Here is a 22,758-nt window from a genome sequence, read left to right on the forward strand (position 1 = left end):
CCATGCCGGGGGACGAGAACGCCAGGGACGAGAGCGCCGGGGCGGAGACGCTGGCCCGCCTGCTGGCCCGCCGCATCCTGATGGACGGCCCGATCAGCGTCGGCGCCTTCATGGCGGAAGCGCTGGGCCACCCGCGGCTGGGCTATTACATCCGCCAGGACCCGTTCGGCAGCGGCGGCGATTTCACCACCGCGCCGGAAATCAGCCAGATGTTCGGCGAGCTGGTCGGCCTGTGGTGCGTCGACAGCTGGGCACGGCTGGGCGGCCCCGGCCCTTTCCATCTGGTGGAGCTCGGCCCCGGCCGCGGCACGCTGATGGCCGATATTCTGCGGGCGGCGGCCGTGCTGCCGCTGTTCCGCGACAACGCCATCGTCCATCTGGTGGAGACCAGCCCGGTCCTGCGCGAGCGCCAGCGCCGGACGCTGCAGCCCATCCTCGGCGATGCCGTCCAGTGGCACCACCGGCTGGAGGATGTGCCGGACGGCCCGACCATCCTGATCGCCAACGAATTCTTCGACGCCCTGCCCATCCGTCAGGTGCAAAAGACCAGTCATGGCTGGTTCGAGCGGCTGGTGGATTTGGAGCCGGACAGCACCGAGACCGATCCGCGCTTCCGCTTCGTTCTGGAGGCCTTCGGCAGTTCCGGCAGCCGGCTGGTGCCCGATGTGCTCCGCGATGCACCCGAGGGCAGCGTGGTCGAGGTCTCTCCCGCCTCGCAAGCGGTGGCGCGGCTGATCGGCACCCGGCTGGCCGCCGCTCCCGGTGCCGCCCTGGCAATCGACTATGGCCATGCCCAGGGACCGGCGGTGGGCGATACGCTGCAGGCGCTGCGCCGCCACGCCTTTGCCCCGGTGCTGGAGGCGCCGGGCGAGGCCGACCTGACGGCGCATGTCGATTTCGCCGGCATCGCCGCGGCGGCGCGGGAGGGCGGAGCCCAGTCATTCGGCCCGGTCGAGCAGGGAGAATGGCTGACCCGCCTGGGCATCCACCAACGGGCGTCCTCCCTGATGACAAAGGCTACCCCGGCCCAGGCCAAGGATATCCAAAGCGCGATGGACCGCTTGATCGATCCTGCGCAAATGGGCAGGCTGTTCAAGCTGGTCGCGCTGGCCACGCCCGGAGCCTTCGCCGACGACACCCCGCCGGCGGGCTTCTGACGGCCAAGCGCAGACAACCGGTTAGAGACAAGAGCACCAAACCCGCCATCAAGACAAACCGGGCGGACCGTGCATCGCGGCCCCCTGCCCTGTTGGGCAAGCGGGAGCCACAGAACAGGGAAGGACGGCGTTCGTGATCACACTCGGCGCGCTGAACGACATCACCCATATCCGCCACGCCTTTTTCACCCGCACCGGCGGGGTGTCCACCGGGCTGTACGCCTCGCTGAATTGCGGGCTGGGGTCCAACGACTCACCGGCCGCGGTGCACGAGAACCGCGCCCGCGCCGCGGCGCGGATGGAGGTGGCGCCTGAAAACCTCGTCACCTGCCATCAGGTCCACAGCCCGACCTGCGTCGTGGTGGACGAACCGTGGACGCCGGAGACGGCGCCCAAGGCCGACGCCATGGCGACCCGGAGCCCGGGGATCGCGCTCGGCATCCTGACCGCCGACTGCGCGCCCGTGCTGTTCGCCGACAGCAAGGCCCGCGTGATCGGTGCGGCCCATGCCGGCTGGAAGGGCGCCCGGGCCGGCGTGATCGAGGCGACCGTCGCCCGCATGGTGGAGCTGGGCGCCAAGCCGAACCGGATCGTCGCCTGCATCGGTCCCTGCATCGCCCAGCGCTCCTACGAGGTGGGGCCGGAATTCCCCGCTCCGTTCGAGGAGGAGGACCCGCGCAACCGCGACTATTTTGCCCCTGCCCGCAAGCCCGGCCATTTCCTGTTCGATCTGGCCGCCTACGTCACCCGGCGGCTGGGCGACTCCGGCGTGACGGTGATCCAGCGCTGCCCCAACGACACGGTGGCGGAGGAGGACCGCTTTTTCAGCTACCGCCGCTCCTGCCTTCGGGGTGAGCCGGATTATGGCCGCGGCCTTTCGGCCATCGTCCTGCAGAACTGAACCGACCCGAACGGGGGACAATCGTGCCGCGGTCATGCCGCCCGCGCAGGGCGGCATTCCCCAATGGGGAAAGACACCACCGTCATCGAACGTTTACATGGGCACGCCCCTTTGTTATGGTCCGCCCCGTTTTCAAGGGGCGACGGCGCGCAAGCGGCGAACGTGCCTTGAGCCGTTTCCCTGCAAAGAGAGCCGACCCCGATGAAGGTGCTTGCCGGCAACAGCAACCGTCCGCTGGCCGAGGCGATCTCCACCTGTCTCGGCGTGCCGCTGACGAAAGCGAGCGTGCGCCGTTTCTCCGACATGGAGGTGTTCGTCGAGATCCTGGAGAACGTGCGCGGCGAGGACGTGTTCGTCGTCCAGTCGACCTCGTTCCCGGCCAACGACAACCTGATGGAACTGCTGGTGACGATCGACGCGCTTCGGCGCGGGTCGGCCCGGCGCATCACGGCGGTCATCCCCTACTACGGCTATGCCCGGCAGGATCGCAAGACCGGCCCGCGCACGCCGATCTCGGCCAAGCTGGTCGCCAACCTGATCACCCAGGCCGGCGCCAACCGCGTGCTGACGATGGACCTGCACGCCGGCCAGATCCAGGGCTTCTTCGACATCCCCACCGACAACCTGATGGCCGCCCCGGTCTTCGAGAAGGACATCCGCCAGTCCTTCGAGAACATCGGCGAGGTCACCATCGTGTCGCCGGACGTCGGCGGCGTGGTCCGCGCCCGCGCGCTGGCCAAGCGCCTGGACGCCGATCTGGCCATCATCGACAAGCGGCGTGAGCGCGCTGGCGTGTCGGAGGTGATGAACATCATCGGCGACGCCAATGGCCGCCGCTGCATCCTGCTGGACGACATCGTCGACTCGGGCGGCACGCTGTGCAACGCCGCCGTCGCGCTGATGGAAGCCGGTGCCAAGTCGGTCCACGCCTTCTGCACCCACGGCGTCCTGTCCGGTGGTGCGGTCGCCCGCGTCGCCGTCTCCCCGCTGGAACAGCTGGTCACCACCGACAGCATCCAGGCGACCGAGGCGGTCCGCGTGTCCCGCAACATTCGCCAGCTGACCATCGCCCCCCTGCTCGCCGAAGCGATCATGCGCATCAGCGAAGAGCGGTCGGTGTCGAGCCTGTTCTCGTAAAGAGCGACAGCTTCACGGAAAAGGCCCTTTCCCGCCGGGAGAGGGCCTTTTTTGTTGCGCGCGCTTTGCCCTCAGCCCTCCCCCGCCAGCCCGTGGAAGTCGTTCGCCGTCACCTGCCCGCCGGTCGCGGCGGCGATGCGCGCCATCACCGCCGGACGGGGAACCCGGCGGCCATGGCGATAGCGGTTGACCGTGGCCTGACTCGTCCCGATCAGGGCGGCGAAGGCCTCTTCCTTGGTTGCGGTCCGGGTGAGCCAGTCATCGAGCGTCATACCGCAATGGTTTAGACCAGGCTGGGTTCTGCGCGCAACTGGATTTATTCCGTGGGGTTGGACTTTCCAAAGCCGTTTTGGTATGAACAGCCCATGACCACCATGCGCGAACTGCGGCAGGCCGCCGGGCTGAGCCAGGAGAAGCTGGCCGAGTTGGCCGGCACCTCCCAGCCCCAGATCAACAAGCTGGAGACCGGCCAGCGCAAGATGACCGTCGATTGGGCGGTCAAGCTCGCCCAACCGCTGGGCGTGGAGCCGGCGGTGCTGCTCGGCCTCGACCTGCCGGCCGCTCCCGTGATGGCGCGCCCGGCACGGCCCACGATGCCGGCGCTGCTGCGAACGCCGCCGGTCGGGGCGCAGCAGCAGGTCCAAGCGGCCACATCCATGCCGGTACGGGCCGCGGCGCGCGGCGGGGTGGACCAGGAGATGTTCCTGGAGGATGGTCCGATCGACTGGATCGCCCGTCCCGACTATCTGAAGAACGCCCGCGATCCCTATGCCATGTATGTCGTTGGCGAATCGATGATGCCGCGATTTCGGCCGGCCCAGTTGCTGCACGTCAACCCGCACAAGCCGCCGGCGCCGGGGGCCGGGGTGGTGGTGGTGAAGCGCAATAAGGCGGTGCTGGTGAAGGAGTTCGTGCGCCGCGGCCCCGAGGCGGTCGTGCTGCGCGAATACCAGCCGGCCGACCGCGAATTCGCCGTTCCGCTGGAAGACCTCGACACCCTGCATACCGTCGTGGGGCTGCAGGAGCCCTAAGGCTATACCGATCCGGTATCGGTATTCAGTGGCTCTTATAATCCATTTTGGATTATTCCTTCGCTGTGCGGATCGCCGGACATGCCCGGTGCGCCGCCTCAGCCAAGGAGAAAGGGCCATGCACCAGCTTTACCCCCGCTTTCATCCCGGCCCGTCCGGCGGGCGGCTCGACAGCTTCAGCGAGCGCGGCGCCCACGAACTGGCCCGCCGCATCCGGGCCGCCTGGGCGAAGATCGGCTGGGACGTGGAGGTGCGGGTGGAACGCCTCGCCAGCGAGGAGTTGGGCGACGGGCGCAGCATCGCCCATTTCACCGTCCGCAGCGACCTGATCAACGGCCTGCCGCAGCGCCGCCTGGAGCGGCACCCGGAACAGCGCATCAAGCGGCAGGTCGGGCAGCGCCTGGATGAGGAGGCGGCCCAGCCGCAGAAGCGGGCCGCCTGACGCCGCTTCACTTCAGCCGCTCGTCCAGCTCCACCTGATAGCCGACGGCGAGGCGGTTGGTCTCGTTCGCCATTCCCACCACCGCCATCAGCTCGCCGAACTGCGCGTCGGTCATGCCCAGCCGGCGCGCCGCCGCCTCGTGCGAGCGGATGCAGTACTGGCAGTTGTTGGTTACGCTGACCGCCACGAAGATCATCTCCTTCACCAGCGGATCCAGCGCGCCGGGGGCCATCACCTCCTTCAGGCTGTCCCAGGTCCGCGCCAGCGTCGGCGGGTGGTGGGCGATCATCTTCCAGAAATTGTTCACGTCCGGGACGTTGCGCGTTGCCTTGATGTCGTCGTAGACGGCGCGCACCTCCGGTGCGGCGTCAGCCTGTTCGATGAGGGGAAGCGGCATGGCGGCCGGGCTCCTGCACGGGGATTGGGATCCGTCGATATGGCCGGACATCGCGCCGCAAGGCAACCGCCGGTCTATACCCGCCGCCATCCCGCTCATGCCCATCGGCTGCGTTGACCGTGGATCGCCCCACTGGTAGTAAAGACAACGAACAAGATCGCGCAAACGTTCGGGCCGCCAGTCGGCGGCCGACGGCACCAAGCCAAGAAGCCGACAAGACACGAAGCCCATTCGTGCAACGTTCCCATGCGGCCCGGTTCCGGCACACGCCCGGTCAGGCCCGACTGCCGGGAGGAACAGCGTGGAGAGCATGGTTCTCGAATCGGCCGAGCGTCTTGGAGCGGCCAACTTCCCTGCCACCCCACTGGAAGACGCGGGCCTCCGCGACTCGGCCGAAGCCCTGCGCCGCCTCGCTCATTTCCATGCGGAGGAACCGACGCCGGCCCTGTTGGCGGCACTGCGCCAGAGCCCTGCCGGCCGCGGCCCGCTGGCGCTCGACCGCGACGACGCCCTGCAGGCCGCCGCCCTGGTGGACGAGGTGGTGAGCGATCTGCCCGAACGGATCACCCGCCGCTGTCTCGCCCCCCTGGCCGCCGATTTCACCGCCATCCAACACGGCGGCGACGTTCGCGCCTACCCGACCGAGGGGCCGTGGGTGGACGAGCGGGTCCGGGCCGAGGCCGCCGCCTCGCTCCAGCGCTGGCGGACCGGGCTGGAGACGGAGCTTCGCCGCCCACCGTTCGACCGGCTGCCCGACGACCATGTCGCGGTGGAGTTGGCGTTGCTGGCCTCCCTGCTCGACCGCGGCCGGGCCGCCGACGCGGTCCGGTTCCTCGACCGCCATCCGTTGCGTTGGGTGCCGAATTTCTGCAGCCGCGTCGCCACCCGCTGCCGGGAACCCTTCTTCGCCGGCATCGCCATCCTGACCAACGCCCATCTCGACCATCTGCGTGACCGGCTGGGCGCCGTCTGCAACATGCCGCGTTCTGGCGAGGACGAGGCCGACATCCGCCGTCGCCGCTGGACCGAGGGGCGGTTCCCGCGCGCCTGCACCTGCGAATCGTAAGGCCGGGCAGGCCGGAAGTCGGAGTTGCCCCGGCTTCAGTGCATCGTCCAAGGTGGCGGAGGCGGCGCCCCCGTGGCCGTCTCGCTCCTTTTCCCAACATTAGATGGTAATGCCCTTTCGCAGCCCCGAAAGCCGGACCGATCGCAAGGGCTCCCTGCGGCTTCTTCGCCTCCTGCTGGCGGTGTCGGTGGCCCTGCCGCTCGTTCTGTTCGCCGGCATCGGATGGCGCGAGCGGGGAGAGACCCAGGAAGAGGCCGAACGGAGCAGCCGCAAGAACGCGCTGATTCTGCACGAGCATGTGCTGAAGGTGTTCGACACCTTGGCGCAGGTGCTGGACCGGGTGGACGAGCGCGTCCACGGCCGAAGCTGGCGCGAGATCGGCGAATCGGAGTCGCTGCACCGCTATCTGCGGACCATGGTGGGGGAGCTGGATCAGGTCGGCGCCATCGGCCTGACCGATTCCACCGGTACCGTACGCAACTCCAGCCGCGTCTTCCCGTCGCGCAACAGCTACATCGGAGATCGCGCCGATTTCCGGGAACAACGGGAAAGCGACGCCGGCCTGCTCATCGCCGGACCGATCGCGGATGCCGCCACCGGCAAGGCCACCTTCGGCATCAGCCGGCGCCGCAGCGGTCCCGGCGGTCCCGACGGCAGCTTCGACGGGATCATCGCCGCCATCGTCGATCCCGAATATTTCTTCAGCTTCTATCGGCAGGTCATCGGCACCGAAGGTGAATCTATCTCGCTGATCCGCGACGACGGCGTGATCCTGATGCGCTACCCGCCGCTGGAGGGGAGGCAAGGGCCGGCGGCGCTCCCCACCCTGCCGCCCGACCGCGGCCTGCGCGGCCAAATCCGCAATCAGCCGGTCGAAGGGCTGTTCCGCACCGACGTCAGCCATGTGCAAGGCCTGGAGCGCGTGTTCGCCTACAAGCGTGTCGGCGATTTCCCGGTCTATGTCGTCTATGGGCTGGACCAGTCGCAGATCACCCGGTCCTGGTGGCGCAACATGGCGCTGGACGGCGCCTTCGTCGCCCCGGCCACACTGGCGCTGGCGCTGATCGCTTGGCTGGCCTACAGCCGTGCCGCCTCCGAGAATGCGGCGGTGCGCCGCTGGGCGGAGGAGGTGCGCAATCGCGAGAGGCTGGAGGAGGCCCTGCGCCAGAGCCAGAAGATGGAGGCGCTGGGCCAACTGACCGGCGGGGTCGCCCACGACTTCAACAATCTGCTGACCGCGGCGATGGCCAACATGCACCTGCTGGGCCGCCATCTGCCGCCGGAGGGGCAGCGTTTCCTGACGGGCGCCAACACCGCGCTGGAACGGGCGGAGAAGCTGACCCGCCAGCTGCTGTCCTTCTCGCGCCAGGACGCGGTGAATCCGACCGTGGTCGATCTGGGCGACAGCCTGCGCCGGATGGGCGACCTGCTGGAACGGTCGGTCCGGGCCGACGTCGCGCTGGAATGGGACATCGCGCCCGTGCCGATGACGGTCGCCGTCGATTCCGTCCAGCTGGAAATGGCGGTGCTGAACCTGGTTCTGAACGCCCGCGACGCCATGCCCGGCGGCGGACGGATCCGCATAGCCGCGTCGCCCGGACCGGAGCCGCGCAACGTGCGCATCGAGGTGTCGGACACCGGGACCGGCATGCCGCCGGAGGTGATCGCCCGCGCCTTCGATCCCTTCTTCACCACCAAGGGCGTCGGCAAGGGCACCGGGCTCGGCCTGTCGATGGTCTATGGCTTCGCCCGCCAGTCCGGCGGCAATGCCACCATCGACAGCCGGCCGGGCGAAGGCACGCGCGTCCGCATCGACCTGCCGCTGACCGAGGCGAAGGTGCCGGAACCGGCCCCCGCTCCCACTGCGCCGGCGACCGATCACCGCCCGCTGCGCATCTTGGTGGTGGAGGACAATCCCCTGGTCCTGATGGCGACGGTGGAAGGGCTGACCCAGGAGGGCTTCACCGTGGAGACCGCCGAAGACGGCGTGGCGGCCCTGGAACTGCTGGAAACCGACCGCGACTTCGATCTGGTCGTATCGGACGTGGTCATGCCCCGCGGCGTATCCGGCATCGACCTGGCACGGCGCATCCGCGAGCGCTGGCCGCAGCTGCGCGTCCTGCTGGCATCCGGCTACAGCCCGGAATCGCTGGCGACCATGGGGGCGGACACGGCATCGGTGCTGGCCAAGCCCTTCACACCCGACCAACTGGCCGTGCGCATCAGGGCCCTGGCCGGAGTGTAGTTCGATGCTCCGATCCGGCGGCTGCCGACTGTCGGGATCAGGTCAGGGCGCTGACGAACATCGGCGTCCACATCGCCATGCACCAGACGAGGCCCAGGCACAGGCCGCGGGTGAAGTCGTCGAAGGTCGGCTGTTCCAGGCGGTGCAGCTTCCACATCGCGTTCAGGTCGCCGGGCGTCGGGGTGGCGTCATTCGCGGCGTCGGGGGAGTTTGTGGGTTCACGGCTTGCTGCTGCGCGCCGATCGGGGTCGCGTGACGGCATGGCTGGGCCTCGCATCGATAGCGGAATGCCCAGGAAGTTTGTACCCGCCGCCGCTGCCGGCCACCCTTTCTTCCGTCATCGGTGGAATTTTATCGGCATACGAAAAAAGGCCGCCACCCGCTGGACGGATGGGGCCTTTTCGCCGAGGATCCGGCCAAACCGGCCGGATGCGCTCACTTGCCGGGACGAATCACCGGGGTGAGCTGGTCGCCCCAGTTGCCGACTTCGTTGTGATAACGGGCGGTGCGCATCAGCTCCACCGTCACGCCGGCCTCGACCGCCTTGACGACGGCGTCGTTCAGGCGGTGCAGGTTGTTGGCGACGATGCGGATGGCGCTTTCCTGCTCCGGAGTCATCTCCGACCGGTCATCCGGCGGCGCGTCCTTGAATCCCGACATGCGTTGTTCCTTCCCCTGGATTGGGACCGCCCCGGCGGGACCGGCAGCGGTCCAGAACTTGGTCATGATCTTGCCCGGCGTCAGATGCCGGTTTTCATCATGTACCATATCGTGTGCGCCGCGACAAAGTTCCCGACGCGCCAAACGCTTGCGACCATTGGCCTCTTGCAACCCGCAAACTGCCCTATGGCACTTCCAACCCGACGGTGCGGCGGACACGCTGGAGATCTTTATCGCAAACAATGAATGGTTGTTAACGGTCATTACCGGAATGCAATCAAGGAGCACCGACAGTTTCTTTCCCGCAACGGCAATAAACAGTCGTTTAGTCTCGTACTTAACTTTTGGATTAACTCAACTGTTGACGTCCTTCGATTGCAATGCCCAAACTTCGACACAAACTTGCTTTTCCCCACGGAGATCATCTTGAAGAACATCGCCGCCAAGGCCCTGCTTGTTGCGTCCTCGCTGTTCCTGATGCACGGCGCGGCACTCGCCGGCCAGCAGGACTTCACGATCGTCAACAAGACCGGCTACCCGCTGAAGCACGTCTATGTGTCCGAGAACAACAACAACAGCTGGGACGAAGACATCCTCGGCCGTGACGTCCTGAACGACGGCGAGTACTTCGAGGTCGCCTTCGCCAAGGCCGAGAAGACCTGCAAGTGGGACATGAAGGTCGTCTATGACGACGGTGAGTCGGCGGTTTGGGACGGGCTGAACCTGTGCCAGATCTCCAAGCTGACGCTGAAGTGGAACAAGAACACCGGCGTCACCTCGGCCCAGACCGAGTAAGTTCCTCAGCGAAAGTTGTCGGTGCTGCGGTTCATCAGGTGGATGAAGACGTCTTCCAACGTCGGGTCCGTCTCGGTGATCCGCAGATCCGGCCGTTCGGCCCAGGGGGCGAGCGCCCTATCGAGGGCGACAGCGTCGGTCCCGCTGACATGCAGGCGGCTGCCGAAGACGGCCACCATCTCCACCCCCGGCTCGCCGTCCAGCGTCTCGGCGATGCGGTGCAGGCCTTCGCCCGCGACCAGACGGGTGTGCAGGCCCGAATCGGCGATGACCTGCTCCACCGTGCCGTGGGCCATCATCGTGCCGTAGGCGATGTAGGCGATGCGGTGGCAACGTTCCGCCTCGTCCATGTAGTGGGTGCTGACCAGCACGGTCAGTCCTTCCCCGGCCAGCCGGTGGATCTCGTCCCAGAACTCCCGACGCGCCTTGGGATCGACGCCGGCGGTCGGCTCGTCGAGAAGCAGAAGCTTCGGCTCGTGCAGGATGCAGGCGGCCAGCGCGAGGCGCTGCTTCCAGCCGCCCGACAATTCCCCGGCCAACTGCGTGCGGCGGTTGGACAGCCCAAGCCTGTCCAGCGCCTCGGCCACCCGCCGCCGCCGGTCGGGCAGGCCGTACATGCGGGCGACGAATTCCAGATTCTCGGCGATGCTCAGATCCTCCCAGAAGCTGAACTTCTGGGTCATGTAGCCGACCTGCCGCTTGATCTCCGCACTCTGCCGCCGGATGTCGAGGCCGAGGCAGGTCCCCTCCCCCGCGTCCGCGGTCAGCAGCCCGCACAACAGGCGGATCGTCGTGGTCTTGCCCGACCCGTTGGGACCGAGAAAGCCATAGATCTCCCCGGTCTCCACCCGGATCGACACATCGTCGACCACGGTCTTGGAGCCGAACCGCTTCACCAGCCCGCGCACGTCGATGGCGGGTGGGGCCTCCGCCGTCATTGCGGCCTCTCCACCGGACCGACATCCGCAGGCCCGATATCCGCAGGCCAGACATCGACCGGCAACCCCGGATTCAGCGGCTGGCCCGGCACCGCCTCCACCCGGAAGACCAGCTTTTCGCGGCTGCCGACGCTGTAGATCACCGGCGGGGTGTATTCCGCCTGGGAGGCGATGCGCGTGACCCGCGCCGAAAGGCCGGGCGGGCAGCCGTCGCAGCGCACCGTCAGCACGGTGCCCGGCGCCACCGCCGCCATGGCGGTTTCCGGAACGAACAGCACCAGCTTCACCCGCTCCGGCGGCAGCAGCGACACCACCGGGGAACCCGCCGGCACCCATTCGCCCGGGTTGTAGAGCGTGTCCTCCACCAGGGCCGCGACCGGAGCGGCAGGCGCGAGATCGGCCAGCCGCCGTTCCGCCTGGGACAGCGCCGCTTCCGCCTGGGTCACCGCCTCGTCGGCCGCGCGCAACTGCTCGGGCCGGGCGGGCAATGCGGCGACCGCCAACTGCGCGTCGGCCTCCGCCAACTGGCCGCGGTCGCGGTCGTAGGCGGCGCGCGCCTGATCGAGCTTGTCGGGAGAGGTGACTTTGCGGGCGACCAGTTCCTGCTGGCGGGCCAGTTCGGCGGAGGAATAGCGCAGGGCCGCTTCCGCCCGTGCCTTTTGTGCGGTCAGCACAGCCACCTCCTGCGGCCGCTTGCCGGTGGCGAGGTCGGCACGCTGAGCCCGCGCCTGGGCCAGCACCGCGGCCAGCCGGTCGCGCTCCGCATTGGCCGTGGAACGGTCGATGGCGAACAGAGGCGCCCCTGCCGCCACCTGTGCGCCGCGGACCACCGACAGGCTTTCCAGGGTTCCGGCACTGGGGGCGGCGATGCGCAGAAACTCCCCCTCGGCATAGCCGTGGGCGAGCGGCGGCGGCCCGTCGGCACCGAAGGGAATCCCGAGCGCCAGCGCGAAGGCTGCCAGTCCATCGACGAGACCGGCCAGGATACCGCTCATGGCGTTGTCTCCCCCGCATCCCGCAGCAGCACCCGGCGCAGGCTGTCGATGTGCGCCTCCACCAGCGCCGGCACGTCCAGCGGCGGTTCGCCGTCCAGCCCGTCGAAGGAGGTGCGCCAGACCGCGCTCATCAGCAGCGGTGCAACGATCAGGCGGACGGTGTGATCGACGGCCACCGGACGGAACTCCCCGCTCGCGATCCCCCGCAGCAGCAGCGAAGACAGCACGCCGAAGCCGCGGCGGATCACCTCGCGGTGGTAGAAGGCGGCGAGATCCGGGAAATTGCCGGCCTCCGCGATCACCAGCCGCGGGATGGTGGCCGCACGCGTGGTCGCGACCAGATGCGCCACCATGCGCAGCAGCCGCTCCAGCACCGGGAAGCATGGTCCTGCAGCGGTGGCGGCCATGGCTTCGGCCTGCTCCAAATTGGGCAGGATGGCGGCGCGGATCACCGCCTTGAATAGCTCGTCCTTGCTGGGGAAGTACAGGTAGAGCGTCCCCTTGCTGACGCCGGCGCGTGCCGCCACCTCCTCCAGCCTCGCGGCGGCGAAGCCGCGTTCGGCGAAGACGTCCATCGCCGCAGCGACGATCTCCTGAGGGCGGGCATCCTTGCGGCGGCGCCAGCGCGGCGGGGCTTCCGGTTCAGGGCGGGGGAGGCGGTCGGGCATGGCGCAGCCCTCTTCATAACTGACTGGTCAGTTATTAACATGAAAGCGTCGTGCCACCAATGGCTAAGCCCATTGTGCAATGCAACAGAATCTATGCAAAAGGTCTTGCCTTTCGGCGAGTAGTCACAGACACTTTCCACCGGCTGGCAGCGTGCGAACGGGCCGCAGCCAAGCCCGGTCCGCCGAATGGGCACCGAGAACCGGGCACCAGCAAAACAGGGCACGAACAGCGCGGCCGGACCAACGGTCGCCGCGGTTTTCGGGAGGGACGGATCAAGGCGCTGACGCCAGGACCCGATTCATTGCGATGCCCGGATCATTCCGTCCGGCGCGTGGCCGGGTCCCAAGCCGAGCGAGGGGATCGATCATGCCGAGTGCTGCCCAGTCCGCGTCATCTTCCAGCCTCGAGCTGCTGACGATCTACGAGGTCAGCAAGATCCTCGGGTCGTCGCTGGATTTGGAACAGACCCTGCGCGAAGTGCTGCGCGCCTTGTCCTACCAGCTGCAGATGCACCGTGGCCGCGTCTACCTCCAGGGGGAGGACAATGCGCTGCGCCTGGTCGCGGCGCTTGGACTGCCGAAGGATTCGACGGCGCAGGAGATCGACTATGGCCAAGGCGAGGGCATTAGCGGCCGCATTCTGAAGACCGGCATGCCGGCCGTCGTCCCCAACCTGGCCGAGGAGCCGCTGTTCAACAACCGCTCCGGCGGGCGCGACGACCTGGACGAACAGGTGGCGTCGCTGGTCGGGGTTCCGATCAAGGCGGCCGGAACCGTCGTCGGCGTGCTGACCATCGACCGCATTTCCGATGACGGACCGAAAGGCCATTTCGGCTCCGACGTCCGTTTCCTGACCATGGTCGCCAACCTCATCGGCCAGACCGTGCGCCTGCACCGCACGGTGGCGGAGGAGCGGCGCTTCATGATGCGCGAGACCTTCCGCGTCCAGAAGGAGCTGCGGCCGGTGGTGGCGCCGGTCAACGACGTGGTCTGCACCAGCCCCAACATGGTCGATGTGCTCGCCCAGGTGCACCGGGTGGCGCCCTTCAAGTCCACCGTGCTGATCCGCGGTGAGAGCGGCACCGGCAAGGAGCTGATCGCGCGGGCCATCCACAACCTGTCGCCGCGCAAGGACGCCCCCTTCATCCGCGTCAACTGCGCCGCCTTGCCCGAATCGCTGCTGGAGTCGGAGCTTTTCGGCCACGAGAAAGGGTCCTTCACCGGCGCCCAGAAGGACCACAAGGGCCGGTTCGAGCTGGCTTCGGGCGGCACGCTGTTCCTGGACGAGATCGGCGACATCTCCTCCAACTTCCAGGCCAAGCTTCTGCGCGTGCTGCAGGAGCAGGAGTTCGAGCGGGTCGGCGGGTCGAAGACGATCAAGACCGACGTCCGCCTGATCTGCGCCACCAACCTGAACCTGGAGGAGGCGGTCGGCCACGGCAAGTTCCGCGCCGATTTGTATTTCCGCATCAACGTGGTGACGATCCACCTGCCGCCGCTGCGCGAACGGCGCGGCGACATCGCCATGCTGGCCAAGCATTTCATCGCCAAGTTCGCCCGCGACAACGGCCTGACCCTGGACATCGACCGTGATGCGCTGGAGGTTCTGAACCGCTGCACCTGGCCTGGCAACGTGCGCGAGCTGGAAAACTGCATCGAGCGCGCGGCGACCCAATGCCGGAACGGCACCATCCGGGTGCCCGACCTATCCTGCAGCATGAATCTCTGCAACTCTTCGGTGCTGTTCCAGTACCGCACCATGGGGGCCGCCGTCGGCGGGCTGGCCCCTTCGATGAGCGGCACCCCGACAAACCCGTCGGGCGCCAACCCGGCTTTTGGACGCCCGCAGCCGGCCGCCAACGCCGGCATGCCGCCGGCCGTGCCGGCGCCGGCGAACGGGGCGCCCAACGGAACGCAGTGGCCGGCCTGCGCGTCGGGCTGTTCCGCCGGTCCGGCGCCGGTCTGCGGCGCGTCCAAGCCGCTGCCGCCGACCGCCATCGCCCCCCTGCCCATTCCCCAGCCGGCAGCTTCCGCCCCCGCGGTTCCCTCCGCCCCGGCACCGCAGCCTGCCGATGCCCCCGACCTGCCGCTGGACGAGCCGGAGTCGGGCCCCCTGCGCGACCGCCTGGTGTGGGCGATGGAACGCACCGGCTGGGTGCAGGCCAAGGCCGCCCGCCTGCTGGGCATGACCACCCGCCAAGTCAGCTACGCGCTCCGCAAGTACAACATCGAAATCAAGAGGTTCTAGGGCGCTCGCCTGACGGATGTCCCCTCCGATACACTGCGCGGTGTGACCACTGCCGTCGCGCCCCGCCGCGGTTTCATGCTACCCTGCCGCGCCTTCGGTTCGATGGCATCTTTCCGATCGAACGGATTTCCGTCTTGCCCTCGCTTGAGAAGCCCCTCGCCCTGATGTTCGTCGACATCGCGGACAGCACGATGTTGTACGAGCGCATCGGCAACGCCACCGCCGCGGCGCTGACGCAGCAGGTGCTGGCCCATTTGCGCCAACTGGTCGAGGAGCACAGCGGCGGGGTCGTCAAGAGCCTGGGCGATGGGCTGCTGGCCGCCTTTCCGGCCTGCGACGACAGTGTCAGCGCCGCTTGCGCGATGATCGACGGACAGGACCGGCATGGCCTGCGGCTGCGCATCGGCATCCATCACGGCGCGGTGATCGAAGGGGTGGGCGACCTGTACGGCGACGCCTGCAACGTCGCCGCGCGGGTACAGCAGATCGCACGGCAGGGCGAAATCCTGGTGACCCAGGCGTTGGTGGACGGCCTGTCGCCCGACCTGCGCGATCGGACCAAGCCGCTGAACAACGTCGCCATGAAGGGCAAGACGGCACCGATCCGCGTCCACCGGGTCCGCAGCGCCGACGATGCCGACGACGCGATCGAAAGCACCACGCTCGGCTTCTCCATGTTGACTGAGGCCGGCGATGCCATGGTGACGCTGCATCTGTCCTACCGCGGACAGGAGATCGCGATGAGCCGCGCGTTGCCCCGCGTCACCATCGGGCGGGAGGACAGCAGCGGCCTGCGCATCGCCTCGCGCCAGACCTCGCGCCAGCATGCGGTGATCGACTTCACCCGCGAGAGCTTCCTGCTGACCGACCATTCCACCAACGGCACCTTCATCCGCAGCGGCGGATCGCCGCCGCTGGTGCTGCGCCGCGATTCGACCAAGCTGGTCGGCAGCGGCCTGATCGGTTTCGGGGCGGAGGCGCTGGACGAGGGCCAGGACCATGTCGTCGCCTTCCGGGGCGAACTGGCCTGACCGGTTTGTCGGCACCCTGACAATGCCCCCTGCCGGCCCCGCCATTGTCGCAATGACGACAGCGTCCGCGATGCCGACAAATCCCGCCAAGCCCTTGTAGCTCCTGCATGTCCACCTCTGGCCCCGAACTTGCTTTTCTCCACCTCGTCCAACGGTGTCGTCCGGCACGGCAGGGAAGGAGTGGATGATGAGCAACGTGGTTTCGCTCGACAGCATCTTCGGGCTGGGGGAACTGGCCCCGCCCGCAGTGATGCCGGCAGCACCCGAGGCGGCGTCCGGCTGTTCGTCGTCGTCCTGCGGATCGTCGGACGGTCCGGCCGACATGGACCCGGCGGTGTGGGAGAAGGTGAAGAACCACCCCTGCTATTCGGAAGAGGCGCATCACTATTTCGCCCGCATGCATGTCGCGGTCGCCCCGGCCTGCAACATCCAGTGCAACTACTGCAACCGCAAATACGATTGCTCGAACGAGAGCCGGCCGGGCGTGGTCTCCGAAAAGCTGACCCCCGATCAGGCGCTCAAGAAGATCCTCGCCGTCGCCCAGGAGATCCCGCAGTTGTCGGTGATCGGCATCGCCGGCCCCGGCGACAGTCTGGCGGCCGCCGGCAAGAACACCTTCGCCACCTTCGAAATGCTGCAGAAGAAGGCGCCGGACCTGAAGCTGTGCCTGTCCACCAACGGGTTGGCGCTGCCCGAGCATGTGGACACCATCGCGCAATACAACATCGACCACGTCACCATCACCATCAACATGGTCGATCCGGAGGTCGGCGCGCGGATCTACCCGTGGATCTTCCACAAGCACAGGCGCTGGACCGGGCTGGACGCCGCCAAGATCCTGCATGAACAGCAAATGCTGGGGCTGGAGATGCTGACCTCGCGCGGCATCCTGGTGAAGGTGAACTCGGTCATGATCCCGGGGGTCAACGACGAACACCTGCTGGAGGTGAACAAGGCGGTGAAGAGTCGCGGCGCCTTCCTGCACAACATCATGCCGCTGATCTCCGACCCCGCCCACGGCACGTATTTCGGCCTGAACGGCCAGCGCGGACCCACCGCGCAGGAGTTGAAGGTGGTACAGGACGCCTGCGAGGGCGGCGCCAAGTTGATGCGCCACTGCCGCCAGTGCCGCGCCGACGCCGTCGGCCTGTTGGGCGAGGACCGCGGCGAGGAGTTCACCGCCGACAAGATCGAGGCGATGGGCGCCATCGATTATGACGATGAGGCCCGCCGCAGCTACCGCGAGCATGTCGAGGCCGAGCGCGCCGGCCGCCACGCCTCCAAGGCGGCGGCACAGGCCGACGTCCGGGAGAGCGTCGGCACCGCGGTCGACCCGATCCTGATCGCCGTCGCCACCAAGGGCGGCGAGCGCATCAACGAACATTTCGGCCACGCCAAGGAATTCCAGATCTACGAAGTCGGCCCCAACGGCGCCAAGTTCGTCGGCCACCGCCGCGTCGACCAGTATTGCGAGGGCGGCTCCGGCGACGTCGACACGCTGGACGGCGTGCTGGCCGCCATCAACGACTGCACCGCGGTGTTCGTTGCCAAGATCGGCGGCTGCCCGTCCAAGTCGCTCGCCGAGGCCGGGATCGAGCCGGTCGACCGCTTCGCCTTCGACTACATCGAGGAATCGGCACTGGCCTACTTCAAGGACTACGCCGAGCGGCTCGGCCAGGGCGCCGTCCAGTCCCGCGCCGGCCAGGATGCGGTGATCCGCACCGGGGCGCTGACCGCGCGGCGCGCCTGACCTCCTTTTCCCCGTCCCCCTTCCACAGCCATCCCATCACCGAAGGAGAGAGCCATGGCCTACAAGATCAAGTCCGCCGAATGCACCGTCTGCGGCGCCTGCGAGGCCGAGTGCCCGAACATCGCCATCAGCATGAAGAAGGGCACCTACGTCATCGACCCGGCCAAGTGCACCGAATGCCAGGGCCAATTCGACAGCCCGCAATGCGCCGCCGTCTGCCCGGCCGACTGCTGCGTCCCGGCATGACGAACTGATCCCCTCTTCTTCAGGGGAGAGGGGGAACCCCAGGAGCGCCGCGCCATGCTGGACGAGGTGGATGAGGACTGGCTCGCCCGCCGCTACTACGGCGGGGATCTCCCGCCCGAGGCGGAACGCTGCCTGCATCTGGCCGCCGCCAGCTATGCCGACAGCGAGGCGGCGCTCGCACATCTCGCCCGCGCGGCGGAGGTCGCCCCCGGTCATCGCCTCGTCGATCTCGGCCATTACAAGTTCCACTTCTACAAGGCCAATCTCGACCGGGCGCTGGTCTATGGCGAGCGCATGATCGGTCACGCCATGGCCGCGCTGGGCGTCAACCACACCGACTGGCGCACCATCTCCCCGGCCACCGCCGATTTCCGCGGGCTGGAGCCGACGCCCCGCCTGTTCCTGTTCGCCCTTGTCGCCATCGGTTACCTGCTGCTGCGCACCGGCCGGCTCGACGCCGGGCGGGAGGCACTGGGCAAGGTCAGCGAACTCGACCCCGACGACCGCTTCGGCGCCGCCCGCCTGATCGCCATTGCCGACCAGCATGAGCGTGAGGAGGTCGGCGCATGAGCGACGACATCTTCGAATCCCTGGATTGGCGCGGCGAACCGGTGGACTGCACCGCCTGCACCCACCGCGACCGCCGCCTCGACCCCGAGACCACCGTCATGACCGCCGCCCTCCCCGCGGGCGGCAAGCTGCCCGGCCGCTGCCTGCCGCTGAAGGCCTGCGTGGAGGATCGCTACGCCAAGCGCATCCAGCGCTTCTTCGAATGGAATCCGGACCTCGCCGCCGACCATCTCGGCCATCCCTATTTCGAGGTTCGGGCGAATGCCGCCCGCTTCGCCCCGATCTTCCAGCTTCCCCGCCTGATGAACGACCCGGACGAGACGGTGCGCTCCGTCCTGGCCCGGCGGCTGCCGCGCCGGCTGCTGCTGAAGCTGCGCGACGATCCCGACCGCGAGGTGCGGATCGCCGTCGCCACCCGGCTGGAGGATGCCGACCTCGCCCCGCTGATGCGCGACCCCGACTGTTCGGTGCGGCTGCGCGTGGTGCGGCGGATCCCCGACGGCATGCTGCCGGCGATGATGCATGACGAAGACCCTGAGGTGCGGGTGGAGGTCGCCCGCCGCCTTTCCATGGACTGGCTGCCCAGCCTCGCCTGGGACGACAGCCCGCGGGTGCGGCTGGTGGTGGCGCAACGGCTGTCGGCGTCGAAGCTGCATGTGCTGCTGCAGGATGCCGACTGGATGGTCCGCCTCGCCGTCGCCGGGCGGATCGACGCCGGGCAACTCGGCCCCCTGCTCGACGACCCGGAGGAGGAGGTGCGCGCGATCGCCCGCCAGCGCGCCGCCGGTCTCGCCGCGGGGCTCGCCATCGCCAACGACCTTCCGCCCCTGTAGCGGCCCCTCAACCGACGGAGCGCAGCCCGATGACAGAGACAGCCGCCCAATCCTCCACCCTTGGCCGCCGCGAGCGCGCCCGCAGCGCCGAAGACGCCAACGAGCTGGTCGGCCCGCCGGTGCTGGAACAGGGTTTCAAGGTCAAGGCCCTGCGCGACGTGCGCAACGACGGGACCTATCCCGGCCGGCCGGTCGGCGACTTCCTGATCCGCGAGGGCGATGTCGGCTACGTCATCTCCATCGGGACCTATCTGCAGATGTATTACATCTACGCTGTTGATTTTTATGAAAAACGGGTCGTCGTCGGCATGCGTGCGCGCGAGCTGGAGGTGATCGACGCCCACTGCAACGACCCGCAATAGCCACCGGTCCCCACCTGATAAAGGAGCCTCGCGATGTCCGACGTCGAAGCCGCCGCCAAGCCCGGTTTCATCCCGCCGCGCGAACCGCTGTACGACTGGGGCCTGCGGGTCACGGTGCAGGAGGACCTGTTCAACGACGGCAGCCATCCGCAGGTGCCGGACGGCGCGCTGCTGGCGCCGAAGGGCACGCCGGGCGTGATCGTCCGCGTCGGCCGCACCGAGGAAGGCAGCCTGCCGGTCTATCTGGTGGAGTTCCCCGGCGGCACCGTCGTCGGCTGCCTGGAGGAGGAGATCGTCCCGGCCGACGGATCGCGGCGCGGCGTGCCCGGTGTGATGTGATGGGAAGTGATGTGATGGGGGGTGATGTGATGACCATCTACCTCGACAACAACGCCACCACGGCCCTTGCTGCGGAAGTGCGCGACGCGATGATGCCGCACCTGTTCGGCGAGTTCGCCAACCCGTCCAGCCCGCATTCCGCAGGCATGGCCGCCCGCCGGGCGATCAGCGAGGCCAAGGCCCAGATCGCGGCTCTGATCGGCGCCAAGCCCACCGATCTGGTGATGACCGGCAGTGCCACCGAGGCGACGCACGCCGCCATTCTCGGCGCGCTCCGCGTCATCGAGGAGACCGACCACCGCCGCGGCCACATCGTCACCACGGCGGTGGAGCACCCGGCGACGCTCGCCCTGTTCGACGATCTGCGCCAGCGCGGCTGGCGCGTCACCGTCCTGCCGGTGAACCGCGACGGCCTGCCCTCCCTGGTCGATCTCGCCGCCGCGGTGACGGAGGCGACGGCGCTGGTCTCCATGATGTGGGCCAACAACGAGACCGGCGTGCTGATGCCGGTGGAAGGTGCCTCCGCGATCGCCCACGCCCATGGCGCGCTGTTCCACAGCGACGCGGTGCAGGCGGCGGGCCGGGTGCCGGTCGATTGCGGCATCGCCGACTACCTGACGCTGTCCGCCCACAAGATGCACGGGCCAAAGGGCGTCGGCGCGCTCTATGTCCGCAAGGGCGCGCCCTTCCACGCGCTGATCCACGGCCATCAGGAACGCCGCCGCCGTGGCGGGACCGAGAATGTGCCGGGCATCGTCGGCTTCGGCGCCGCCGCCTCGCTGGCGTCCCTCTGGCTCGACGAAGCCGACCTGATCGCCTCCCTGCGCGACCGGCTGGAACAGGGCATCCTCGCCCGCTGGCCGGGTGCGGTGGTGAATGGGGCCGGGACCGCCCGGCTGCCCAACACCAGCAACATCCGCTTCGCCGACGGCCGCGGCCATCCGCTGGATGCGGAAGAACTGCTGATGCGGCTCGACCGCGCCGGCATCGCCGTGTCGATGGGCGCCGCCTGTTCCTCCGGCGGCAACGAGCCGAGCCATGTGCTGACCGCCATGGGGCTGAGCGGCGCCCAGGCCGCCGCCAGCCTGCGCTTTTCGCTGAGCCGCTACACCACCGCGGCGGAGGTGGACGCCGTCCTGTCGGAACTGCCGGCCCTGCATGCCCGGCTGGTCGCCGCCTGACGGAAAAACACAATCATAACAACAGGATGGAGTGTCCGCGATGAAGGTGATGATCCGCAAGGCGTCCCAACAATACACGATCTACGTCGCCAAGAAGGACCTGGAGGAACCCATCGTAGAGATGGAGAAGCCGGGCCTGTGGGGCGGCTGGATCAAGGTCGCCAACGGCTGGACGCTCGACCTGCCGGAGATGCCGGCGGACACCCGCCTGCCGATCACCGTAGACGCCAAGAAACGCGGAACGGAGTGACCCCCATGGCCCTGTCTCCCGAGCGCATCGACAGCATCGCCACGCTGGCCGGCCGGCTGTTCGCCAGGGGCGGCACGCTCGACGCCGTGGTCCGCGGCGTGCGCGAAGCCAACCCGGACCTGAAGACCGTCACCGGCGCCATGGCCGCGGTGATGGCGGAGGATCCCTTCCGGGAGGAGGCGGGCTTCGACCTGCATCTGGTGGACGGCAACAACCACTGCTGGCTCATCACCGACAAGCCGGAGCTTGCCACCGGCGTCGTGATCGCCCAACGGGACGAGGACGAGTGAATGAGCGAGGCCGCCGCAGCCCTTCCACATCCCTCCCCCGCCGATGACGACGAGGTTGACGATTACATCCCGCTGACCGACCCCGACATCTCCGGTGCGGAGGTCGAGATGCTCGGCCGCCTGCTGTCCTCCGGGGACTTGAGCGACGGGCGGATGGTGCGGGCGTTCGAGGATGCCTTCGCCGCCTATGTCGGCCGCGACCATGCGGTTGCGGTGTCCAGCGGCACCATGGCGACGCTGCTGATGCTGAAGGGCTATGGCATCGGCGAGGGGGACGAGGTGCTGTGCAGCCCCTTCGGCTGGCATCAGGTCCAGCATGCGGTGGCGCTGTCCGGTGCCACGCCGGTGCTGGTCGACATCGACTATTGGCAGCACACCATCAACCCGGAAAAGGCGGCGGCGCTGGTCACGGAGAAGACCAAGGCGATCCTGGCCGCCAACGTCAACGGCCACCCCGCCCATTGGGACGAGCTGCGCGCGCTGGCGGAATCCAAGGGCCTGATCCTGCTGGAGGATTCGACCGAGGCCATCGGCTCCACCTACAAGGGCCAGATGGTCGGCACCTTCGGCGACGCAGCGGTCTTCGACTTTTCCGAACCCGGCATCCTGCTGGCCGGGCAAGGCGGCATGATCGTCACCGACGACCGCGACCTCGCCCACCGGCTGCGCTACATGCGCCGGCGCGAGACGGAACACCGCAACACTGTGGTCATCACCCGCACCCTGCCCTGGCAGGCGGGGATGAGCGACCTGAACGCCGCGCTGGCCCTGGTCCAGTTGAAACGTCTGCCGGAGATCCTGACCCGCCGCAATCTGGTCATCGCCTATTACGACGCGGCGATGGCGAGCTTCGAGGGGATCAAGCCGCCCTATCGCGGGCCGGGGGCCGAGGTGGTCAATCCGATGGTCTATTGCGTCCATCTCGGCACCCGCTTCACCGCATCCGGCCGCCGGTCGATCATCGAGGATCTGGATACCCACGACATCGACGCCAGCGACTACGGCCAGCCGCTGCACACCCAGCAATATTACATCGAGGCGTTGGGCGAACAGCGCGCCGGGCGGGGCGCCTGCCCGGTCTGCACCAAGACGGCCGACCGCGTGCTGGCCCTGCCGCTGCACCGCAAGATCACCCGGGATCAGGTCGCTTTCATCGTGGAAACGCTGAAGGACGCCAGCATCAACACCGGCGCCGGCGCCGCGATCTATCTCTAGAAAATCAGGCT

General features: G+C 68.1%; 27 protein-coding genes. 20 read left to right on the forward strand and 7 right to left on the reverse strand.

Annotated features, from left to right (window positions below):
- Window positions 1-2: 2 nt before the first annotated feature.
- The 3 genes from ACWPKK_RS09220 to ACWPKK_RS09230 all read left to right on the forward strand — a co-directional run bounded on the left by ACWPKK_RS09220 (window position 3) and on the right by ACWPKK_RS09230 (window position 3,195).
- A complete protein-coding gene (locus ACWPKK_RS09220) occupies window positions 3-1,157 on the forward strand; it encodes a class I SAM-dependent methyltransferase (RefSeq protein ID WP_452003034.1) in 1,155 nt (384 codons plus the stop codon).
- Window positions 1,158-1,290: 133 nt separating this feature from the next.
- Window positions 1,291-2,058 (forward strand): peptidoglycan editing factor PgeF, encoded by a 768-nt coding sequence (pgeF, locus tag ACWPKK_RS09225; RefSeq protein WP_452003037.1) that lies wholly within the window; start codon window positions 1,291-1,293, stop codon window positions 2,056-2,058.
- Window positions 2,059-2,259: 201 nt separating this feature from the next.
- The gene (locus ACWPKK_RS09230) at window positions 2,260-3,195 is read left to right on the forward strand and encodes a ribose-phosphate pyrophosphokinase (RefSeq protein ID WP_014248495.1); all 936 of its coding nucleotides are present in this window, start codon (window positions 2,260-2,262) and stop codon (window positions 3,193-3,195) included.
- A 71-nt stretch (window positions 3,196-3,266) separates the two neighbouring features.
- Here the strand turns inward: ACWPKK_RS09230 and ACWPKK_RS09235 are convergent, their stop codons facing one another.
- Window positions 3,267-3,467: a helix-turn-helix domain-containing protein gene (locus ACWPKK_RS09235; RefSeq protein ID WP_109105773.1), complete on the reverse strand. Its 201-nt coding sequence runs from the start codon at window positions 3,465-3,467 to the stop codon at window positions 3,267-3,269.
- A 93-nt stretch (window positions 3,468-3,560) separates the two neighbouring features.
- On the opposite strand from ACWPKK_RS09235, the gene ACWPKK_RS09240 reads away from it, so the two are divergent.
- Complete coding sequence (locus ACWPKK_RS09240) at window positions 3,561-4,226, forward strand: XRE family transcriptional regulator (protein ID WP_452003041.1); 666 nt, start codon at window positions 3,561-3,563, stop codon at window positions 4,224-4,226.
- 118 nt (window positions 4,227-4,344) lie between these two features.
- Window positions 4,345-4,668, forward strand: coding sequence for a hypothetical protein (locus ACWPKK_RS09245; RefSeq protein WP_452003044.1), 324 nt, complete (start codon window positions 4,345-4,347; stop codon window positions 4,666-4,668).
- Window positions 4,669-4,675: 7 nt separating this feature from the next.
- On the opposite strand, the gene ACWPKK_RS09250 is transcribed toward ACWPKK_RS09245, so the two are convergent.
- Window positions 4,676-5,065 carry a carboxymuconolactone decarboxylase family protein gene (locus ACWPKK_RS09250; protein WP_109157692.1) on the reverse strand — a complete coding sequence of 130 codons (390 nt, stop codon included), beginning with the start codon at window positions 5,063-5,065 and terminating at the stop codon, window positions 4,676-4,678.
- Window positions 5,066-5,375: 310 nt separating this feature from the next.
- On the opposite strand from ACWPKK_RS09250, the gene ACWPKK_RS09255 reads away from it, so the two are divergent.
- Together ACWPKK_RS09255 and ACWPKK_RS09260 are read left to right on the forward strand one after the other, a co-directional pair.
- Window positions 5,376-6,131, forward strand: a complete 756-nt coding sequence (locus tag ACWPKK_RS09255; RefSeq protein ID WP_452003047.1) for a TorD/DmsD family molecular chaperone — start codon at window positions 5,376-5,378, stop codon at window positions 6,129-6,131.
- 109 nt (window positions 6,132-6,240) lie between these two features.
- Entirely contained in the window at window positions 6,241-8,376 is a 2,136-nt protein-coding gene (locus ACWPKK_RS09260; protein ID WP_452003050.1) for an ATP-binding protein, read from the forward strand.
- Between the two features lie 37 nt (window positions 8,377-8,413).
- Here the strand turns inward: ACWPKK_RS09260 and ACWPKK_RS09265 are convergent, their stop codons facing one another.
- Together ACWPKK_RS09265 and ACWPKK_RS09270 are read right to left on the reverse strand one after the other, a co-directional pair.
- Window positions 8,414-8,638, reverse strand: a complete 225-nt coding sequence (locus ACWPKK_RS09265; protein ID WP_324868647.1) for a hypothetical protein — start codon at window positions 8,636-8,638, stop codon at window positions 8,414-8,416.
- 173 nt (window positions 8,639-8,811) lie between these two features.
- On the reverse strand, window positions 8,812-9,036 hold the full coding sequence (locus ACWPKK_RS09270; protein ID WP_324868646.1) for an SMc00767 family acetate metabolism repressor: 225 nt from the start codon (window positions 9,034-9,036) through the stop codon (window positions 8,812-8,814).
- Window positions 9,037-9,462: 426 nt separating this feature from the next.
- On the opposite strand from ACWPKK_RS09270, the gene ACWPKK_RS09275 reads away from it, so the two are divergent.
- Window positions 9,463-9,831, forward strand: coding sequence for a hypothetical protein (locus ACWPKK_RS09275; RefSeq protein WP_310112470.1), 369 nt, complete (start codon window positions 9,463-9,465; stop codon window positions 9,829-9,831).
- 5 nt (window positions 9,832-9,836) lie between these two features.
- Here the strand turns inward: ACWPKK_RS09275 and ACWPKK_RS09280 are convergent, their stop codons facing one another.
- From ACWPKK_RS09280 to ACWPKK_RS09290, 3 genes are read right to left on the reverse strand one after another with little or no spacing between them, the layout of a single operon-like run.
- Window positions 9,837-10,769 carry an ABC transporter ATP-binding protein gene (locus tag ACWPKK_RS09280; protein WP_452003055.1) on the reverse strand — a complete coding sequence of 311 codons (933 nt, stop codon included), beginning with the start codon at window positions 10,767-10,769 and terminating at the stop codon, window positions 9,837-9,839.
- On the reverse strand, window positions 10,766-11,764 hold the full coding sequence (locus ACWPKK_RS09285; protein WP_452003057.1) for an HlyD family secretion protein: 999 nt from the start codon (window positions 11,762-11,764) through the stop codon (window positions 10,766-10,768). The genes ACWPKK_RS09280 and ACWPKK_RS09285 overlap by 4 nt, the downstream gene beginning before the upstream one ends.
- Window positions 11,761-12,432, reverse strand: coding sequence for a TetR/AcrR family transcriptional regulator (locus tag ACWPKK_RS09290; protein ID WP_452003060.1), 672 nt, complete (start codon window positions 12,430-12,432; stop codon window positions 11,761-11,763). The genes ACWPKK_RS09285 and ACWPKK_RS09290 overlap by 4 nt, the downstream gene beginning before the upstream one ends.
- Window positions 12,433-12,799: 367 nt before the next feature.
- Here ACWPKK_RS09290 and nifA point away from each other — a divergent pair, with 367 nt between their 5' ends.
- The 12 genes from nifA to ACWPKK_RS09350 all read left to right on the forward strand — a co-directional run bounded on the left by nifA (window position 12,800) and on the right by ACWPKK_RS09350 (window position 22,747).
- Window positions 12,800-14,680 (forward strand): nif-specific transcriptional activator NifA, encoded by a 1,881-nt coding sequence (gene nifA / locus ACWPKK_RS09295; RefSeq protein ID WP_452003062.1) that lies wholly within the window; start codon window positions 12,800-12,802, stop codon window positions 14,678-14,680.
- A gap of 134 nt (window positions 14,681-14,814) precedes the next feature.
- Complete coding sequence (locus ACWPKK_RS09300) at window positions 14,815-15,711, forward strand: adenylate/guanylate cyclase domain-containing protein (RefSeq protein WP_452003065.1); 897 nt, start codon at window positions 14,815-14,817, stop codon at window positions 15,709-15,711.
- 187 nt (window positions 15,712-15,898) lie between these two features.
- Window positions 15,899-17,461: a nitrogenase cofactor biosynthesis protein NifB gene (nifB, locus tag ACWPKK_RS09305; protein ID WP_452003067.1), complete on the forward strand. Its 1,563-nt coding sequence runs from the start codon at window positions 15,899-15,901 to the stop codon at window positions 17,459-17,461.
- Between the two features lie 54 nt (window positions 17,462-17,515).
- The gene (locus tag ACWPKK_RS09310; RefSeq protein ID WP_324868633.1) at window positions 17,516-17,707 is read left to right on the forward strand and encodes a 4Fe-4S dicluster domain-containing protein; all 192 of its coding nucleotides are present in this window, start codon (window positions 17,516-17,518) and stop codon (window positions 17,705-17,707) included.
- Between the two features lie 54 nt (window positions 17,708-17,761).
- Window positions 17,762-18,277, forward strand: a complete 516-nt coding sequence (locus ACWPKK_RS09315) for a hypothetical protein (RefSeq protein ID WP_452003070.1) — start codon at window positions 17,762-17,764, stop codon at window positions 18,275-18,277.
- Window positions 18,274-19,110: a 4Fe4S-binding leucine-rich repeat protein gene (locus tag ACWPKK_RS09320; protein ID WP_452003072.1), complete on the forward strand. Its 837-nt coding sequence runs from the start codon at window positions 18,274-18,276 to the stop codon at window positions 19,108-19,110. Before ACWPKK_RS09315 ends, ACWPKK_RS09320 begins: the two co-directional genes overlap by 4 nt.
- Before the next feature lie 29 nt (window positions 19,111-19,139).
- Window positions 19,140-19,472: a nitrogen fixation protein NifZ gene (locus ACWPKK_RS09325; RefSeq protein ID WP_452003075.1), complete on the forward strand. Its 333-nt coding sequence runs from the start codon at window positions 19,140-19,142 to the stop codon at window positions 19,470-19,472.
- 33 nt (window positions 19,473-19,505) lie between these two features.
- Window positions 19,506-19,811, forward strand: a complete 306-nt coding sequence (locus ACWPKK_RS09330) for a nitrogen fixation protein NifZ (RefSeq protein WP_063635114.1) — start codon at window positions 19,506-19,508, stop codon at window positions 19,809-19,811.
- A 29-nt stretch (window positions 19,812-19,840) separates the two neighbouring features.
- Window positions 19,841-20,992 (forward strand): cysteine desulfurase family protein, encoded by a 1,152-nt coding sequence (locus ACWPKK_RS09335; RefSeq protein ID WP_452003078.1) that lies wholly within the window; start codon window positions 19,841-19,843, stop codon window positions 20,990-20,992.
- Between the two features lie 40 nt (window positions 20,993-21,032).
- On the forward strand, window positions 21,033-21,242 hold the full coding sequence (gene nifT / locus ACWPKK_RS09340; RefSeq protein WP_452003081.1) for a putative nitrogen fixation protein NifT: 210 nt from the start codon (window positions 21,033-21,035) through the stop codon (window positions 21,240-21,242).
- 5 nt (window positions 21,243-21,247) lie between these two features.
- A complete protein-coding gene (locus tag ACWPKK_RS09345; protein ID WP_452003084.1) occupies window positions 21,248-21,532 on the forward strand; it encodes a hypothetical protein in 285 nt (94 codons plus the stop codon).
- On the forward strand, window positions 21,533-22,747 hold the full coding sequence (locus ACWPKK_RS09350; protein ID WP_452003086.1) for a DegT/DnrJ/EryC1/StrS family aminotransferase: 1,215 nt from the start codon (window positions 21,533-21,535) through the stop codon (window positions 22,745-22,747).
- Window positions 22,748-22,758: the final 11 nt, after the last annotated feature.

It is taken from the genome of Azospirillum largimobile (assembly GCF_977007025.2).

Coding starts and splice junctions, on each gene's coding strand:
- ACWPKK_RS09350 (WP_452003086.1), top strand. CDS start 21,533: ATGAGCGAGGCCGCCGCAGCCCTTCCACATCCCTCCCCCGCCGATGAC.
- ACWPKK_RS09335 (WP_452003078.1), top strand. CDS start 19,841: ATGACCATCTACCTCGACAACAACGCCACCACGGCCCTTGCTGCGGAA.
- ACWPKK_RS09265 (WP_324868647.1), bottom strand. CDS start 8,638: ATGCCGTCACGCGACCCCGATCGGCGCGCAGCAGCAAGCCGTGAACCC.
- ACWPKK_RS09250 (WP_109157692.1), bottom strand. CDS start 5,065: ATGCCGCTTCCCCTCATCGAACAGGCTGACGCCGCACCGGAGGTGCGC.
- ACWPKK_RS09245 (WP_452003044.1), top strand. CDS start 4,345: ATGCACCAGCTTTACCCCCGCTTTCATCCCGGCCCGTCCGGCGGGCGG.
- ACWPKK_RS09315 (WP_452003070.1), top strand. CDS start 17,762: ATGCTGGACGAGGTGGATGAGGACTGGCTCGCCCGCCGCTACTACGGC.
- nifT (WP_452003081.1), top strand. CDS start 21,033: ATGAAGGTGATGATCCGCAAGGCGTCCCAACAATACACGATCTACGTC.
- ACWPKK_RS09320 (WP_452003072.1), top strand. CDS start 18,274: ATGAGCGACGACATCTTCGAATCCCTGGATTGGCGCGGCGAACCGGTG.
- ACWPKK_RS09230 (WP_014248495.1), top strand. CDS start 2,260: ATGAAGGTGCTTGCCGGCAACAGCAACCGTCCGCTGGCCGAGGCGATC.
- ACWPKK_RS09345 (WP_452003084.1), top strand. CDS start 21,248: ATGGCCCTGTCTCCCGAGCGCATCGACAGCATCGCCACGCTGGCCGGC.
- ACWPKK_RS09235 (WP_109105773.1), bottom strand. CDS start 3,467: ATGACGCTCGATGACTGGCTCACCCGGACCGCAACCAAGGAAGAGGCC.
- ACWPKK_RS09255 (WP_452003047.1), top strand. CDS start 5,376: ATGGTTCTCGAATCGGCCGAGCGTCTTGGAGCGGCCAACTTCCCTGCC.
- ACWPKK_RS09220 (WP_452003034.1), top strand. CDS start 3: ATGCCGGGGGACGAGAACGCCAGGGACGAGAGCGCCGGGGCGGAGACG.
- ACWPKK_RS09280 (WP_452003055.1), bottom strand. CDS start 10,769: ATGACGGCGGAGGCCCCACCCGCCATCGACGTGCGCGGGCTGGTGAAG.
- ACWPKK_RS09260 (WP_452003050.1), top strand. CDS start 6,241: ATGCCCTTTCGCAGCCCCGAAAGCCGGACCGATCGCAAGGGCTCCCTG.
- nifB (WP_452003067.1), top strand. CDS start 15,899: ATGAGCAACGTGGTTTCGCTCGACAGCATCTTCGGGCTGGGGGAACTG.
- ACWPKK_RS09330 (WP_063635114.1), top strand. CDS start 19,506: ATGTCCGACGTCGAAGCCGCCGCCAAGCCCGGTTTCATCCCGCCGCGC.
- ACWPKK_RS09285 (WP_452003057.1), bottom strand. CDS start 11,764: ATGAGCGGTATCCTGGCCGGTCTCGTCGATGGACTGGCAGCCTTCGCG.
- ACWPKK_RS09310 (WP_324868633.1), top strand. CDS start 17,516: ATGGCCTACAAGATCAAGTCCGCCGAATGCACCGTCTGCGGCGCCTGC.
- ACWPKK_RS09325 (WP_452003075.1), top strand. CDS start 19,140: ATGACAGAGACAGCCGCCCAATCCTCCACCCTTGGCCGCCGCGAGCGC.
- ACWPKK_RS09270 (WP_324868646.1), bottom strand. CDS start 9,036: ATGTCGGGATTCAAGGACGCGCCGCCGGATGACCGGTCGGAGATGACT.
- ACWPKK_RS09240 (WP_452003041.1), top strand. CDS start 3,561: ATGACCACCATGCGCGAACTGCGGCAGGCCGCCGGGCTGAGCCAGGAG.
- ACWPKK_RS09290 (WP_452003060.1), bottom strand. CDS start 12,432: ATGCCCGACCGCCTCCCCCGCCCTGAACCGGAAGCCCCGCCGCGCTGG.
- nifA (WP_452003062.1), top strand. CDS start 12,800: ATGCCGAGTGCTGCCCAGTCCGCGTCATCTTCCAGCCTCGAGCTGCTG.